This window comes from Faecalibacter bovis, assembly GCF_017948305.1.
GTDB lineage: Bacteria > Bacteroidota > Bacteroidia > Flavobacteriales > Weeksellaceae > Empedobacter > Empedobacter bovis.
Genome location: NZ_CP072842.1, coordinates 243203 through 257405 on the forward strand (window position 1 = coordinate 243203; position 14203 = coordinate 257405).

General features: G+C 32.3%; 17 protein-coding genes. 3 read left to right on the forward strand and 14 right to left on the reverse strand.

Translation table 11 applies throughout. The features are described 5' to 3' along the window. Positions 1 to 32: 32 nt before the first annotated feature. The 11 genes from J9309_RS01145 to J9309_RS01195 all read right to left on the reverse strand — a co-directional run bounded on the left by J9309_RS01145 (position 33) and on the right by J9309_RS01195 (position 8180). Positions 33 to 485, reverse strand: a complete 453-nt coding sequence (locus J9309_RS01145; RefSeq protein WP_230476624.1) for a hypothetical protein — start codon at positions 483 to 485, stop codon at positions 33 to 35. Between the two features lie 160 nt (positions 486 to 645). Then, entirely contained in the window at positions 646 to 981 is a 336-nt protein-coding gene (locus J9309_RS01150; protein WP_230476625.1) for a T9SS type A sorting domain-containing protein, read from the reverse strand. A gap of 126 nt (positions 982 to 1107) precedes the next feature. Then, complete coding sequence (gene tsf, locus J9309_RS01155) at positions 1108 to 1932, reverse strand: translation elongation factor Ts (RefSeq protein WP_230476626.1); 825 nt, start codon at positions 1930 to 1932, stop codon at positions 1108 to 1110. 117 nt (positions 1933 to 2049) lie between these two features. Beyond that, complete coding sequence (gene rpsB, locus J9309_RS01160) at positions 2050 to 2790, reverse strand: 30S ribosomal protein S2 (protein WP_230476627.1); 741 nt, start codon at positions 2788 to 2790, stop codon at positions 2050 to 2052. A 124-nt stretch (positions 2791 to 2914) separates the two neighbouring features. After that, positions 2915 to 3301, reverse strand: coding sequence for a 30S ribosomal protein S9 (gene rpsI, locus J9309_RS01165; protein ID WP_230476628.1), 387 nt, complete (start codon positions 3299 to 3301; stop codon positions 2915 to 2917). An 8-nt stretch (positions 3302 to 3309) separates the two neighbouring features. Continuing rightward, positions 3310 to 3765 carry a 50S ribosomal protein L13 gene (rplM, locus tag J9309_RS01170; RefSeq protein ID WP_121933622.1) on the reverse strand — a complete coding sequence of 152 codons (456 nt, stop codon included), beginning with the start codon at positions 3763 to 3765 and terminating at the stop codon, positions 3310 to 3312. Between the two features lie 174 nt (positions 3766 to 3939). Beyond that, a complete protein-coding gene (locus J9309_RS01175; protein WP_230476629.1) occupies positions 3940 to 4800 on the reverse strand; it encodes a fumarylacetoacetate hydrolase family protein in 861 nt (286 codons plus the stop codon). Positions 4801 to 4894: 94 nt separating this feature from the next. Continuing rightward, the gene (locus J9309_RS01180; protein ID WP_230476630.1) at positions 4895 to 6034 is read right to left on the reverse strand and encodes an acyl-CoA dehydrogenase; all 1140 of its coding nucleotides are present in this window, start codon (positions 6032 to 6034) and stop codon (positions 4895 to 4897) included. A gap of 38 nt (positions 6035 to 6072) precedes the next feature. After that, positions 6073 to 6837 carry a type IX secretion/gliding motility protein PorT/SprT gene (porT, locus tag J9309_RS01185; RefSeq protein WP_230476631.1) on the reverse strand — a complete coding sequence of 255 codons (765 nt, stop codon included), beginning with the start codon at positions 6835 to 6837 and terminating at the stop codon, positions 6073 to 6075. A 27-nt stretch (positions 6838 to 6864) separates the two neighbouring features. Continuing rightward, entirely contained in the window at positions 6865 to 7599 is a 735-nt protein-coding gene (gene ubiE, locus J9309_RS01190) for a bifunctional demethylmenaquinone methyltransferase/2-methoxy-6-polyprenyl-1,4-benzoquinol methylase UbiE (protein WP_230476632.1), read from the reverse strand. Positions 7600 to 7622: 23 nt separating this feature from the next. Beyond that, positions 7623 to 8180 carry a hypothetical protein gene (locus tag J9309_RS01195; RefSeq protein WP_230476633.1) on the reverse strand — a complete coding sequence of 186 codons (558 nt, stop codon included), beginning with the start codon at positions 8178 to 8180 and terminating at the stop codon, positions 7623 to 7625. A gap of 113 nt (positions 8181 to 8293) precedes the next feature. Here J9309_RS01195 and J9309_RS01200 point away from each other — a divergent pair, with 113 nt between their 5' ends. Beyond that, entirely contained in the window at positions 8294 to 9367 is a 1074-nt protein-coding gene (locus J9309_RS01200) for a 3-oxoacyl-ACP synthase III family protein (RefSeq protein ID WP_230476634.1), read from the forward strand. Between the two features lie 3 nt (positions 9368 to 9370). Continuing rightward, positions 9371 to 10432: a chorismate synthase gene (gene aroC / locus J9309_RS01205; RefSeq protein WP_230477830.1), complete on the forward strand. Its 1062-nt coding sequence runs from the start codon at positions 9371 to 9373 to the stop codon at positions 10430 to 10432. A gap of 47 nt (positions 10433 to 10479) precedes the next feature. Here the strand turns inward: aroC and J9309_RS01210 are convergent, their stop codons facing one another. The 3 genes from J9309_RS01210 to ruvB are packed head-to-tail and all read right to left on the reverse strand — an operon-like array spanning position 10480 to position 13056. Then, a complete protein-coding gene (locus tag J9309_RS01210) occupies positions 10480 to 10995 on the reverse strand; it encodes a hypothetical protein (protein WP_230476635.1) in 516 nt (171 codons plus the stop codon). A gap of 54 nt (positions 10996 to 11049) precedes the next feature. Then, on the reverse strand, positions 11050 to 12000 hold the full coding sequence (gene queG, locus J9309_RS01215) for a tRNA epoxyqueuosine(34) reductase QueG (RefSeq protein WP_230476636.1): 951 nt from the start codon (positions 11998 to 12000) through the stop codon (positions 11050 to 11052). Positions 12001 to 12018: 18 nt separating this feature from the next. Beyond that, positions 12019 to 13056: a Holliday junction branch migration DNA helicase RuvB gene (gene ruvB, locus J9309_RS01220; RefSeq protein WP_230476637.1), complete on the reverse strand. Its 1038-nt coding sequence runs from the start codon at positions 13054 to 13056 to the stop codon at positions 12019 to 12021. A gap of 108 nt (positions 13057 to 13164) precedes the next feature. Here ruvB and hemH point away from each other — a divergent pair, with 108 nt between their 5' ends. Next, positions 13165 to 14151: a ferrochelatase gene (hemH, locus tag J9309_RS01225; RefSeq protein WP_230476638.1), complete on the forward strand. Its 987-nt coding sequence runs from the start codon at positions 13165 to 13167 to the stop codon at positions 14149 to 14151. Positions 14152 to 14203 lie beyond the last annotated feature (52 nt).

Sequence of the window (14203 nt, forward strand, 5' to 3'; positions counted from 1 at the left end):
GATAAAAAGCTGCCAAATTTTGGCAGCTTTTTTTATTCTAAATTGTTGTTAATTCTTGGTTCGGGCTTAGGTTCTTTCATCCTAAATTTACGAAACCAAAATATTTTGTCCTTGCGATTATCTTTATAAATATTCCCTCGCTTTACAAACTGAAAACCATTATTTTTCACTTTATAAATGGAACCTAATAAATATTTATTATCTGGATATTCGCCATAAGCTAAGATTTCGTAACTTAAATTACAGTTCTCTTTGCCAAAATCTAAAAAAGTCAACGTTTCATTTTTTGAATCAAATCGTTTTAAAAAGATAACTTTATCATTATCTCTTTTATAACATCCTAATTCTTCATAATATAAATCTAAACCTTCTATAGATGAATGATTGATAATATATATTAAATTTTTAGATTGTATAACTAAATAGTATTCGTTAACATCATCAATCTCTTTCAATAAATCAATTTCATTATTAATAAAATTCATTTTAGTGTTTGAAGAAAAGGTTAACGTATTCAAATTTTGTTTTTGACACGATAAAACAAAGCAAGAAATTATAATAAATGCTAGAATTTTATTCATACTATTGAAGCAAAAAAAAATGGCAAATCTAAATTTACCATTTTAATTATATTAAAAAAAGTTCTTAATTCTTAATTAACGACATCGATTCTGTTGAACCGTCTACATTAAATATTCGTACAATGTATTTACCTTTTCTTAAGTTTTGTACGTTTAATTTGAAGGTGCTTGATTGATCTACTTTCTTATTTAAAACTTCGTTTCCGATAATAGAATAAACTGCAATATAAGAAACCTTACTAGGCTGAGCTAACTTAACTGTTACTTGGCTAGAAGCTGGATTCGGAAAAATAGATACCGAAGATTGTTCAATACCAGAATTACTCATGCTATTTTGCTGAGCTTTGACTCCAGAAATAGAAAAAGTTAATAATGTAATAAATAGTAAAATTCTTTTCATAAGCGTGTAATCCTAACAAATATAATAAATTATATTAATTATACAAATACAAAACCTGTTCCAATAAAAAAAGTGATGCTTAAAAAGCACCACTTTTATGATATAATTAAGATTTAAAATCTAAGATTATAAGCTGTAACGGATGTATCCAACAACAGTTAAGTTAGCGTCAACCGCTTTTACAACATCTTTTACAGAAGTTTTACCATCTTTAATAGAAGCTTGGTGTACTAATGTATTTTCTTTGAAGAATTTTTGTAATTTACCTTGAGCGATGTTCTCGATCATGTTCTCTGGTTTACCTTCAGCAACTAAAGTCTCACGAGCGATTGATAATTCTGTATCGATAACAGATTGTTCAACAGCTGTTTCATCTAAAGCAACTGGGTTCATAGCTGCAACTTGCATAGCAACGTCACGAGCAACCTCAGATCCACCTTCTACGTTAGCAGATAAAGCAACTACAGCACCAATTTTGTTTCCAGCGTGGATGTAAGAGTTTACTAAAGCTCCTTCGATAACTTGGAAAGTACCAATTTCGATTTTCTCACCGATAACCCCTGTTTGCTCAGTTAATTTCTCACCAACAGTAATTCCAGCGTATGGTAAAGCTAATAATTCTTCTTTAGTAGAAACTGTTAAAGCTAAATCAGCAATTTCGTTAGCCATAGCTACGAAAGCTTCGTTTTTAGCTACGAAGTCAGTCTCACAGTTTAAAGCGATAATGATACCTTTAGTAGCTTCACCGTTAACTTTAGCGATAACTGCACCTTCAGTAGACTCACGATCAGCTCTTTTAGCAGCTACTTTTTGACCTTGCTTACGTAAAACTTCTACAGCTTTGTCAAAATCTCCACCAGCTTCTTCTAAAGCTTTTTTAGAGTCCATCATTCCCGCACCTGTTGCGTTTCTTAATTTACTTACCTCAGCGGCTGTTGCTTTATAGCTCATAGTAATATTTTTTATTTATTATTTTATTTTAATTTGAAACAAAAGTAGCTCATACATCAAAAAAGACGTAGGAGCTACAATTTATATTATATCGATGAATTGATCATCAAGTTAATGTTAAGCTTCAGTTGTTTCAGCTCCTTTATCTTCTTTTGCTTTTTCTTTTTCTGCTTTACGAGTAGATAAACCAGCTTTGATAGAATCAGCTACAGTAGATAAGATGATATCGATAGATTTAGAAGCATCGTCATTTGCAGGGATTGGGAAATCCACTTGACGAGGGTCAGTATTAGTATCTACCATTGCAAAAATTGGAATACCTAACTTTTTAGCTTCAGCAACTGCGATGTGCTCGCGAACGATATCAACGATGAAAACAGCAGAAGGTAAACGAGTCATATCAGCGATAGAACCTAAGTTTTTCTCTAAAGATAATCTTTGACGATCAACTTGTAATCTTTCTTTTTTAGATAGTGTCTCAAAAGTACCGTCTTTTTTCATACGATCGATTGAGTTCATTTTTTTAACTGCTTTACGGATAGTAACAAAGTTAGTTAACATCCCACCAGGCCAACGTTCTGTAATATAAGGCATGTTGATTTCTTCAGCATGCTTAGCTACAACATCTTTTGCTTGTTTTTTAGTTGCAACGAAAAGAACTTTACGTCCAGACGCAGCAATTTTTCCTAAAGCTTCAGATGCTTCATCTAACTTCACTGCAGTTTTGTGAAGGTCAATGATGTGGATTCCGTTTTTCTCCATAAAGATATAAGGAGCCATAGCCGGATTCCATTTTCTTGTTAAGTGACCAAAATGCACACCTGCATTTAATAAGTCCTTTACATTTACTTTTGCCATTTTCTTTTTTTTAGTTTACGTTCCGTTATCTCAACAAGCAACAGATAAGTGGTCGAACAGATCTCGCCTTAACTGTTTAGATGCTAAACCAACGGAAAATGGATTTTTTAATAAATTGAATAAATTAACGTTTAGAGAATTGGAATTTCTTACGTGCTTTCTTCTGACCGAATTTCTTACGTTCAACCATACGAGGATCACGAGTTAATAACCCTTCTGGTTTTAATGTTAAACGGAAATCTGCGTCAACTTCACATAAAGCTCTAGAAATTGCTAAACGAATTGCTTCAGCTTGTCCTGTAATACCTCCACCGAATACTTTGATATCTACGTTGTATTTATCTTTTGTACCTGTTAAGATAAAAGCTTGCTCAACTTTGTATTGTAATACTGCAGTTGGGAAGTAGTTTGCTAATTCACGTCCGTTAATGAAGATTTCTCCATTACCTTCTTGTAAATATACACGAGCTACAGATGTCTTTCTACGACCGATTTTATGAACTATTGCCATGGAATTAATTATAAGTATTCGTTAATATCGATTTGTTTTGGCTGTTGAGCTTCGTGATTGTGCTCTGCACCTACAAATACGTGTAAATTAGTTAATAACTTGCTACCTAATTTATTTTTTGGTAACATCCCTTTAACTGACTTTTCAATTAAACGAGCTGGATCCTTAGCAAAAACTTCTCTTGCAGTTAAAGATCTTTGACCTCCTGGGTAACCAGTGTGGCGGATGTATAATTTATCATCCCATTTACCTCCTGTTAATTGAATTTTCTCAGCATTAATAACGATAACATTATCTCCACAATCTGCGTGAGGAGTAAAGTTCGTTTTGTGCTTTCCTCTAATAAGCTTCGCAACACCTGACGCTAAACGACCTAATGATAAGTCAGAAGCGTCCACAACTACCCATTCTTTCTGAGCAGTTTCTTTGTTGGCTGATGTAGTTTTGTAACTTAACGTGTCCACTATCTTGATTTTTAATATTTTATAAATTACCGACAATCCGATCGGGGTGCAAATGTACAATTTCCTTTTGAAAATACAAAAGAACAATCCAAATAAACTTTAGATTTCAGACAATTTGCGCCAATAACGAATTAATCGAATGCAAAATTACTCTTTTTATTTGAATAAATAAGATTAATCTTTGCTAAATGGTAGAATCTCTTGTGTTGTAGACCCTAAACCTTCTATTCCATACTCGATTACATCACCAGGTTTTAACCAAATTTGTGGTTCTTTTCCCATACCTGAACCTGCTGGAGATCCTGTTGAAATAATATCTCCTGGTAAGAAAGACATGAATTGAGATAAGTAAGAAACTAATTTTGGTATGCGATAAATGAAATCTTTTGTATTCCCATCTTGCATTAATTCACCATTTAACTTTAACCAAATACGTAAATTGTCAACATCTTCAATTTCATCTTTCGTCGCGATAAATGGTCCTACAGGCGCGAATGTATCACATCCTTTACCTTTATCCCAAGTTCCTCCTCTTTCGGTTTGGAAAGCTCTTTCTGAAATGTCATTGATCAAAGCATATCCATAAACGTAATCCATTGCTTCTTCTTCTGAAACATTGTTTGCTTTCTTCCCAATGATTAAACACAATTCTGTTTCCCAGTCCATTTTAGTTGAACCATTTGGATGCATAATTCCGTCTTGTGGACCATTGAAAGATTGATTTGCTTTGATAAACATAATTGGCTCTGGTTGTTGTTCTAAACCAGTTTCTTTTACGTGATCTTCAAAATTTAATCCAACACAAACCATTTTACCTGGACGTGTTAATGGCGTACCAATACGTACATCATCAGCAACTTCAGTTAATTGATTTGCGTTTTCATTAATATAATTTTCTAATTGTTTTTGTTTTTCAGTATTTCCAAAGAAATCTTCATCATAAATAATACCTGAAGCAGACACATCATACTTCTTATCATTTATAATAACACCTGATTTTTCCTGACCTTTAGGTCCGAATCTAAAGATTTTCATGATTTTGATTATTTTTTTTCCAGGGGCAAATATACAAACTGAAAAGGGATTCTAATTTAGAATCCCTTTTTATATGATAAATTTCAGTTTTAAATTATTTCGCTATTCCTCTAGAAATAACGATTTTCTGAATCTCTGAAGTACCTTCGTAGATTTGTGTAATCTTCGCATCACGCATCATACGCTCAACATGATATTCGCGAACATAACCATTTCCACCGTGAATTTGTACAGCTTCTGTTGTAACATTCATTGCAGTTGTAGAAGCAAATAATTTTGCCATCGCTCCTGAGATAGAAATATCTTGACCTGCATCTTTTTCAGATGCTGCTTTGTAACATAACATACGAGCTGCAGCAATATTTGTTGCCATATCAGCTAATTTGAAAGATACACCTTGGTGATTAATAATTTCTGTACCGAATGCTTTACGGATTTTAGCATATTCTAAAGCTAATTCGTAAGCTCCTTGAGCAATACCTAAAGCTTGAGATGCAATTCCGATACGTCCACCATTTAAAACATTCATAGCGAAAGCGAATCCAAATCCGTCCTCTCCGATACGGTTTTCTTTAGGAACTTTTACATCGTTAAAGAATAATGAGTGTGTATCCGATCCACGAATACCCATTTTGTTTTCTTTTGGACCAATTTCAAATCCTTCCCATCCTTTTTCTACAATAAAAGCATTGATACCTTTGTGTCCTTTTTCTGGGTGTGTATGAGCTATAACTAAATATGTAGAAGCATTACCTCCGTTAGTAATCCAGTTTTTTGTTCCATTTAATAAATAGTAATCTCCCATATCTACAGCTGTAGTTTTTTGAGATGTTGCATCAGAACCAGCATCTGGTTCAGATAAACAAAATGCTCCAATAACTTCACCTGTTGCTAATGGTACTAAATATTTTTGTTTTTGTTCTTCTGTACAGTATTTTTCCATACCTGCACAAACTAATGAGTTGTTTACAGACATTACAACAGCTGCAGAAGCATCAACTTTTGCGATTTCTTCCATAGCAATAACGTAAGAAACACTATCTAATCCTGAACCTCCATATTTTGGATCAACCATCATTCCTAAGAATCCAAGTTCACCCATTTTCTTTACTGCATCATATGGAAATGTAGAAGTTTCATCACGTTCGATAACACCTGGTAATAATTCAGCTTTAGCAAAATCTCTTGCTGCTTGTTGAATCATTAACTGTTCCTCATTTAATTCAAAATTCATGGTTATAAAATTTATTTCTTTATGGTTTTATTAATTATTTATTCAAACTTCAATGAAAATACAACTGCTCTTGTTTGTAATGAATTTAAAGTATTCGCGTAACCAATTGTTGTAGCTTGGTCTGGAACAAGTTCATTATTAAAGAAGAACATTCCTTTAACTGAAGGAGTTAATTTAAATCTTTTGAAATAAATTTCAATTCCCATTTCTGCTTGCCAGCTAAAGTTGTGTGTATTAGTTCTGAAGACACCTAAAGCATTATCATCTTCTTTATCTTCGTTTGATTGTAAATTGTTTACATAAGCTACACCACCTTGCACATAAGGTTTTGTATTAAACCAACGATCTCCTGAAAAGTTTAATAATAATGGAATCTCTAAATATGTAGATTTAACTTCTCTTTTATTAATGTCTGGATTTTCTTCTGTAATCCCTACATTTTTAAAAATTAAAGTTCTTTGAGCAAAGTGTACTCCTGGTTCAACTTTTACTGCAACGTAATCATTCATTCTTAATTTACCCATCAAACCAACTGAGAATCCTGGTTTGCTTTCTTGATCTAAATAAACAAGTCCACTACTATTTACTCCATCATCAGCAGTTGTACCATTCGGTAAATGATTGTTCTGTGCTTTTGGAGAAACTTTATAGGACATAATATTAGTACCTAAAAAGTACCCAAACGAGAATTTTTTCTCATCCTGTTCTACGCGATTCCATTCGCGATCAGAGTTAGGTCTAAATTGCGCACTTACCAAAGTGGCTGTAGTTAAAGCTATTGCAGTTAGTAAATTCTTTCTCATATAGTGTTCAACGTATTACAAGCCATATTATTTTATACTCTTATAGATGCTTGCAATCCCAAAAGTAAGTTTTTTATCGATTGGTTGAGTAAAATTTACACTTTTTAAAATATTTTTCATCTCTTCACCGTGTGGAAATGCGGCAACAGAGTCTGGTAAATAAGTATAAGCACTCTGATCTTTCGATATTAATTTTCCAATTGCAGGTAAAATATTTTTTGAATAAAAAGTATATAATTGTTTCATCGGGAATGTCGTAGGATAAGAAAATTCTAAAATAATGAATGTTCCACCTGGTTTTAAAATTCTACGAATTTCTGACAAACCTTTTTCTAAATTCTCAAAATTACGTACTCCGAAAGAAACTGTAATACAATCAAAAGTATTATCCTCGAAAGGTAAATTTTCAGAATCTCCTTGGATCATCGTTACACGATCATTTAATCCTTCAGCTTCAACTTTTTTACGACCAACCTCTAACATACCAGCAGATAAATCTAAACCAGTAATTTGAGCGTTCGTGTTTTTAGCCATCATAATTACTAAATCACCTGTACCAGTAGCGATGTCTAAAATTGTAGCTGGTTTAGCAGCTTGTACCATTTTAATCACATCTTTTCTCCACTGAATATCGATTCCGCCAGATAAAATTCTGTTTAATAAATCGTATTTCGGCGAAATATTGTCAAACATTTGTTCAACTTGTTTTTTCTTAGTTAAATCAGATGCTTCGTATGGAGTAATATTATCGTGTTTTGCCATTTTAGTTTTCTATATTATGTATTTTATTGGTAGTTTTCGAAATAGAATTGTTTAAAATCCTCTTTATTAAAGATTTTAGATAAATCAGTTTTCTTTTCTCCACTTTTCAAAAATATTCTAGGATAATCTTGATCTAAGTTATAATAAAAATCTTCGATATATAATCCTTCTTCTTTTGTAATTAAACCTAAATATGCTTTATTATCAATTGCAATATTTCTTGAAGCAAAAATAGAATCTACATTTTCTCTGTGCCCATATGGACGTGTAAATACATAATAATCTTTACGTATAGGGTTAAATAAACCTGAAGCTCTACGAATTTGAATTAAAGTATCCACTTTTTTACCATTAATATCGTATTTTACTGTATGCTTCCCTTTCTCTAAATCAATACGAACATATTGTTGTGGCGCAATTGTGTAAGCTGTTTCATCAATTTTTAAACTAATTGTTTGATCGCTTGGATTATCAATTACGTAACCATCTGGTTTACTTAAAACAAAATTATATACTAAAACAATTACACCTAGAATTGCTAGTATCATTAAAAGACCTATTAAAGATGGATTCTTTTTCATTCTGCTAAATTACGTTTACTTTATAAAACTCAAAATGAGTTAAGGCATATTTTTATTTTCTATTTTAATGTTTTGTTTACCTTTGCTCAAATATAAGACTTGAATTCATTATTATGATAAATTCTGTAATCACTGGTTCAGGACACTATTTGCCAACTCGCATCATTAAAAATTCACACTTTCATAATTATGAATTTTTTGACGAAAACGGAGAAAAAATAGAAAAACCAGGTCACGAAATAACTCAAAAATTTGAAGATATTACTGAAATTAAAGAACGTCGTTATGTAGAGGACGATTTATTAAATTCAGACATTGCAACATTTGCTGCAAAAAAAGCCATTGAAGATGCAGGAATAAATCCTGAAGAATTAGATTACATAATCGTTGGACACAATTTTGGCGATATTGATCCAGTTGGAAGACAAATTGATATAATGCCTTCTATTTCTGCTAAAGTAAAACACAATTTAGGTATCCAAAATTTAAAATGTAAACCTTACGACATGACTTTTGGTTGTCCGGGTTGGATAGAAAGTTTTATTTTAGGACACCAATTTATACAAGCTAAAATTGCTAAAAAAGTTTTAGTTATTGGTTCTGATACTTTATCAAGAGCTTCTGATCCACACGATCGTTCTGCTATGATTTTCGCAGATGGTGCTGGAGCTGTAGTTTTAGAAGCAAAAGAAGACGACTACAAATATGGAGTTCTTAACCACGCGACTTTAAGTTTTACTGGAGAAGAAATGACTTATTTAGTAAACGGAAAATCGTTGAATCCAGATTACCAAGGTTCAATCAAAAATATTAATATGAAAGGTCGTAAAGTTTACGAATTCGTATTAAAAAATGTTCCACCCGCAATCAAAGAATTATTAGACGAAACTGAATTGGAAATTGGTGATATTGATAAAATATTATTACACCAAGCCAATGCAAAAATGGATCATGCAATGATACAGCGTCTTTACAAAATATACGGAAAAAAAGCACCTGAAAATGTAGATCCAATGACAGTTCAGTTTTTAGGAAACACATCAGTTGCTACAGTTCCTACTATGTTTGATTTAATTGCAAAAGGACAATTACAACCTCATCAATTCAACGCAAACGATAAAATTATCATGGCTTCAGTTGGAGCTACGATGAATATCAACGCGTTTATTTACCAATTCGAAAAATAATACATTTTGAATTCTTTCGGAAGATTATTTAAAATTTCAACTTTTGGCGAAAGCCACGGAATTGCTATTGGCGGAGTGATAGATGGTGTTCCAAGCGGAATCCAATTGGATTTTGATTGGATTCAGCAACAATTAGATCGCCGAAAACCAGGACAATCTGCGATTGTAACACAACGTAAAGAACCAGATACTGTACAATTTTTATCTGGAATTATGGATGGATTTACAACTGGAGCTTCGATAGGTTTTATCATTCCGAACGACAATCAAAAATCACACGATTACGACCATATTAAAGACATTTATCGTCCTTCACATGCTGATTATACTTACGATAAAAAATATGGAATTCGTGATCACCGTGGTGGCGGACGCACATCTGCAAGAGAAACTGCTAATTGGGTCGTTGGTGGCGCAATTGCTAAACATATAATTCCTGACATCAAAATTACTGCTTATGTAAGTGGTGTTGGAAATATAAAATTAGAAAATGATTATTCGAAATATAATTTTTCTAACATAGAAGAAACTGCTGTTCGTTGCCCAGATTTAGTTATCGCTGAACAAATGATTGACCGAATTAAAGAAATCAGAAAAGAAGGTGATACAATTGGTGGTGAAGTAACTTGTGTGATACAAAACGTGCCAGTTGGTTTAGGCGAACCAATTTTTGATAAATTACATGCTCGTTTAGGACAAGCCATGTTATCAATTAACGCGGTAAAAGGTTTTGAATACGGTGAAGGTTTTGCTTCAACTGAGATGAAAGGATCTGAAATAAATGACCAATTTAATCCTGATGGAACGACAAAAACAAATTACTCTGGAGGAATTCAAGGTGGTGTTTCAAATGGAATGGATATTTATTTTAAAGTTGCTTTCAAACCTGTTGCAACTCTAATGCAAGAACAAACAACATTAAATGCAAACGGCGAAATGGTCGAAATGCACGGTAAAGGTCGTCACGATCCTTGTGTTGTTCCAAGAGCTGTTCCTATCGTGGAAGCTTTGGCTGCTATGACGCTTGCAGATATGGTTTTAATCCAAAAAACAAGAAACATATAAATAAAAAAATCCTGACCGATAGTCAGGATTTTTTTTATTCTATTTTATTAACAACCTTCTTTATATGATGTATAAATATCAATTACTTTTCCATTTTGTAAAGTAAACATTAAATAAGTACCAGCATCATAATCATTTATTGTAAAGTATCTTTTTGTTTTAACTCGTTTCCCATTATCATCCCAAGAATCTGAAATTTCGATATTTTTATCTTTATATTTACCTATCAAATCATCTAAACTATTTCCAATTCCAATTCCTGATAATGTCTTTAAGGATTTATCTTTTGAACTAACAGAATAGATTGTATAATCATTTAATTGATTGCCGCTATCATCATAAGAATTATTAAAAAATATTTCTAAAACGACTCCTTTATACACAACATGTGTTGGCCCTGAAGGATATCCATCTTCCAATTTTATATTGATTTGTTTACCAATTATTTTTTCCAGTTCAGATTTTTTCATTCCTAAACGAAAATCATTGATTCGAGTTGTTGAAACTTGTGCAAATATGAATGTTGAAAATAATAGAGCGAAAAGGTTGATAATTTTTTTCATAGTAATTAAATTTAGTCTTACATACATCAAATTATAAACCATAAAAAAAGTCTCCTACTCGAGAGACTTTACAAATTTTATATTTCTTAATAAACCATTAAATTTAGTTCGTTTAACAGGCGATTTTTTAAAAATATTTCTAAAAACATCTTCGGTTATTTCTTCCCAATCTTTTTTAGAAAATTGATTTATATTTTCGTTTCCAATGAATCGATGTTCTTGAGTTGGTAATGAAAAACGATTCCAAGGACAAACTTCTTGACAAACATCACATCCAAAAATCCAATCATCAAATTTACCTTTCATTTCATTCGGAATTTGATCTTTCAATTCTATTGTAAAATAGGAAATACATTTACTTCCATTTACGACACGATTCGGTAAAATCGCTTCTGTAGGACAAGCATCAATACATTTGGTACATTTCCCACAGTGATCCGTTTGCATTGGTTGATCGTAAATTAAATCCAAATCCAAAATTAATTCTGCCAAAAAGAAAAATGATCCTTTTTGTTTAGATAAAGTCAACGAATTTTTTCCTACCCAACCGATTCCTGCTTTTGTCGCCCAAGCATGTTCTAAAATTGGAGCAGAATCTGTAAAAGCTCTTCCATCAACTTCACCAATTTCTTCTTGAATAAAATCTAATAATTCGCGAACTTTTTCTTTTACCACAAAATGATAATCCTCGCCTTGCGCATACATGGCAATTTTGTACGAATCTGGATTCCGATTCAAATCTTGGTAGTAATTATAAGCTAATGAAATGACCGATTTTGCACCATCGACTAATAATCGAGGATCTAAACGCATATCAAAATGATTCGCCATATAACTCATTTCACCTTGGTAATTATTATTCAACCAAGATTCTAATCGAGGAGCTTCGTCTTCTAAAAAATCGGCTTTCGCCACTCCACAAGAAATAAAACCCAACGCTTCGGCTTTCGCTTTAATACGTTGGGTTCTTTCTAATTTTATATGTTCTTCTGTTGGAAGATGCATTTTAAATTTTATCTCTAATTATAAATCAAAAATATCCGTTTGCATTGGATTTTGTCCTCGATAATTAATTCCTAAATGCTTGTAAGCTTTTTCTGTTGCCACACGACCACGAGAAGTACGCATTAAATAACCTTCCTGAATTAAATAAGGTTCGTACACTTCTTCTAAAGTTCCTCCGTTCTCTCCTACCGCAGTTGCTAAAGTTGTAATTCCGACTGGACCACCTTTAAATTTTTCGATAATTGTTGATAAGATTCTATTATCCATTTCGTCCAAACCATTATCATCAACTTTTAAAGCTTTTAAGCTGAAATCTGCAATGTCTTTTGTAATTCTACCATTTCCTTTGATTTGTGCAAAATCTCGTGTACGACGTAATAATGCATTCGCAATACGAGGAGTTCCACGACTACGACCTGCGATTTCTATTGCTGCTTCAAAATCAATTGGTGCTCCTAAAATTCCTGAAGAACGTTCGACAATAGAACTTAAAAGTTCTACATTATAATATTCAAAGCGAAAATTAATTCCGAATCGTGCTCGTAGTGGTGCTGTTAATAATCCAGAACGCGTGGTTGCTCCAATCAACGTGAAAGGATTTAATCCGATTTGAATTGAACGTGCATTGGGACCAGAATCAATCATTATATCAATTTTAAAATCCTCCATTGCCGAATATAAATATTCTTCAATAACAGGTGACATACGATGAATTTCGTCGATGAAAAGCACATCATTTTCTTCTAAGTTTGTTAATAAACCAGCCAAATCACTTGGCTTATCTAAAACTGGACCTGAAGTTATTTTAATTCCAACGCCTAATTCGTTGGCTATAATATTGGCTAAAGTTGTTTTTCCTAAACCTGGAGGTCCGTGTAATAAGACATGATCCAATGCTTCACCACGTAATTTAGATGCTTTTACAAACACTTCTAAATTTTCTAAAATATGCCCTTGTCCTGCAAAATCATCAAAACTTTGAGGACGGACGGTATTTTCGTGGTTTAAATCATCATCAGGATAAAATTCTTTATCTGGATTTAATAGATCAGACATAAATAATGATATAAATTATAATGATAACCGTTTACGACAGAATTTAATTATTCCTTCGTAGTTTTACGACTACAAAGAACGCAATATTTTTTTAGATAAAAATAAATTATGAGTAAAGGAATATTATTAGTGAATCTTGGTTCGCCAGATTCTACTAATGTTGAAGATGTAAGAACTTATTTACGAGAATTTTTAATGGATGGGAAAGTGATTGATACTCCTTGGCTTATCCGTAAAATGATTGTTGAATTATTTATCTTACCTAAAAGACCAATAAATTCTGCTGAAGCATACAAAAAAATATGGACTGATGAAGGCTCTCCTTTAATCGTATATTCTAAAATATTACAACAAAAAGTTCAAGAACACATGGATATTCCTGTTGGATTAGCAATGAGATATAAAAATCCATCTATTGAATTTGGAATGCAACAATTGTACGATCAAGGAGTTCGAGATATTTTAGTTGTTCCATTATATCCACAATATACTATGTCTACAACAGAAACTGTTGCTGATAAAGTATTAGAAGTTCAAAAAAAGAAATTCAATGATGTAAATATTCAGTTTATAAAAGCTTTCTACAATCACCCAGATTACATTAAAGTTTTAGGAGATTCTATAAAAGAAAATTTACCTGAAGATTACGATAAATTATTATTTTCTTACCATGGAATTCCAGAACGACATGACAAAAAAGCTTTAAAAGCTGCAAGTAAAAGTGGTTTACCGATTGAGACTTATCGCAATCAGTGTATAGAAACATCACGTTTAGTTGCAGAATATTTACAATTACCAGAAGATAAATATTACACTTCTTTCCAATCTCGTTTAGGTCGAGATCCTTGGATTAAACCATATACAGATGAAACTTTAGAATTGTTTCCTAAACACAATGGTGTAAAAAATATAGCTGTTTGCACACCAGCATTCGTAGCAGATTGTTTAGAAACTTTGGAAGAAATTTCGATGGAAGGTAAAGAAGAATTTTTAGAAGCTGGAGGCGAAAAATTTACTTATATTCCTTGTTTAAATGATCGTCAGGATTGGATTGATACTTTAGTTAAATGGTTCAAAGGATGGCAAAATAATTAAGTGTTTAAAAGACTTAAGTAAAAATATTAAATATCTTTGTTTGAAATTATTC